Here is a 1,855-nt window from a genome sequence, read left to right as displayed (position 1 = left end):
AAAGATGCGAGATTTTTATCGGAGTTACTACAGGAAGGAATTAGAGTTAGAGTCTCACAAAAACCATTTAAAATAGACGGCAACTCTTTTGAGAGAGGTAGTTTAATTATAACCAAAGCAGATAATCCAGATCCTAAAACAATTATTAATCTTTTTGGGATTTTTGGAAGGTACTCTGATAAAAAAGTAACAACTGTGAATACAGGTTTTGTAGATCAGGGCAAAGATTTTGGCTCCAGCTATGTAAGCATGATCAACCCGGTAAAAGTAGCGGTACTCTCCGGTGAGCCTACCTCCACCCTTAGTTTTGGAGAGGTCTGGCATTTCTTTGAACAACAGCTGGGATACCCTTTGACTGTCATTGATACCGACTATTTCAGAAATGTGGACCTCTCGGCTTACGATGTGCTCGTATTGCCCAATGGGCGCGGATACAAGTCTTTTATGAACGAGGCCATTCTGACTAAAATTTCGGATTGGGTAGCAGACGGCGGCCGACTCATTGCCATGGGTGGCTCTATCGATGGGATCGCGGGGAAAGACGGCTTTAAGATCAAAATGAAAGAAGACAATAAATCTGACGAGGACTCACCGGAGCCCGAACTCTATGAAGAGGCCGAGCGCGAACGCATGAAACAACAGATCACAGGAGCTATTTTCAGAACAAAAGTAGACCCTACGCATCCGCTAGGATTTGGGTATGGCGACACGTATTTCAGCTTAAAACTGGGTGATGACAGCTACGAATATTTAGAGCGGGGAAGTGTTGCGTATTTGGAAGATGACACCAAGCCTATGGCAGGATTTGCAGGGAGTGAAGCACAGAAAAAAGTTGCAAAAACCCTGGTCTTTGGGGTAGAAAACAAAGGAAGGGGTGAAGTGGTTTATATGGTGGATAATCCTTTGTTTAGAGGCTTTTGGGAAAATGGAAAGCTATTTTTTGCAAATGCATTGTTTATGATCAATTAATTATTAAAAGACTATGAAACATTACAAGGTTGAAACCCTGATTTTTTACACCAAGGCATTCGCAAATAAAAATCATATCAAGGAAGCTTCTCAAAAGGCCATTCAGGAAATGCTGGATAAATACAGCCGGGATGGCTGGCAATTGTCATCCACAGATGCAGCGCCTTTTGGCGCCGCCATCTATATCTACCTCTATTTTGAAAAATAGCCCCTTGTCTAGTAGAGCATAAACGCCATGAATACAATGCCTATAAAGGTCATAACCAGAATAAAGGGCATAAATGCAAATGAGATTAGACCGGCCTTAAAAAAAGCCCCTAGCCAACTACTTCTGTAAAAATTCCGGAGTGCAAGGATCAGATATAGCATATAAGAGACAGTTATAAGTACCTCTAACCAAATAGGCACCTCAAAAAGCATATTCGCCAGGATAAGAAGACAAAAAGAGGTAAATAGAAAGGTGAAGAAGTAAAAGCTAAACACCATATGATGGGCAAAGTTCCCTCTTTTCCAATAAAAGAGCTTTAATAACATGGCAAAAAGCGGCATTAAAAGGAACATGGCTATAGGGATAGTATCATAAAAGGTCTGTATGATGCCTCTTCCTTTTTGCTGATAAAATTTTAACATCTGTTCGTAAAACCTTTTGTTGAGTCCGCTGGCATCTTCTTTCATGCCCATTGCCTTTAATTTATCCTCTTTGGGAGCACCGGCTGTTATAAGGGAATCGAGTATCCCTTTATCAAAATCAAAGGTCATTCCCGTATTTATATTATTAGGATCATTGGCCGTATTAGCGATCACAGAATCTATAGTTTGCATATCCTCATCGGACATACCCATCATCTTTTGATTCTTTTTGAGCATTTTCCTGGCCTCCTCAATC

1 protein-coding gene and 2 pseudogenes are annotated in these 1,855 nt (G+C 40.8%); 2 read left to right on the top strand and 1 reads right to left on the bottom strand.

The genetic code is table 11. The annotated features are described in order from the left end of the window. Together WBM49_RS11460 and WBM49_RS11455 are read left to right on the top strand one after the other, a co-directional pair. A pseudogene (locus WBM49_RS11460) lies at positions 1-969 on the top strand (zinc carboxypeptidase); the annotation flags it as partial. A gap of 13 nt (positions 970-982) precedes the next feature. Beyond that, on the top strand, positions 983-1,177 hold the full coding sequence (locus WBM49_RS11455; protein WP_424372188.1) for a DUF4177 domain-containing protein: 195 nt from the start codon (positions 983-985) through the stop codon (positions 1,175-1,177). Between the two features lie 8 nt (positions 1,178-1,185). On the opposite strand, the pseudogene WBM49_RS11450 reads toward WBM49_RS11455, so the two are convergent. Beyond that, positions 1,186-1,855, bottom strand: a pseudogene (locus WBM49_RS11450) (hypothetical protein); the annotation flags it as partial.

Origin of the sequence: Muriicola sp., from assembly GCF_049669965.1 — a bacterium.
Taxonomy (GTDB): domain Bacteria; phylum Bacteroidota; class Bacteroidia; order Flavobacteriales; family Flavobacteriaceae; genus Muriicola.
The sequence above is the reverse complement of the archived record's forward strand: the minus strand, read 5'-3'. Positions and strand labels throughout refer to the sequence as shown.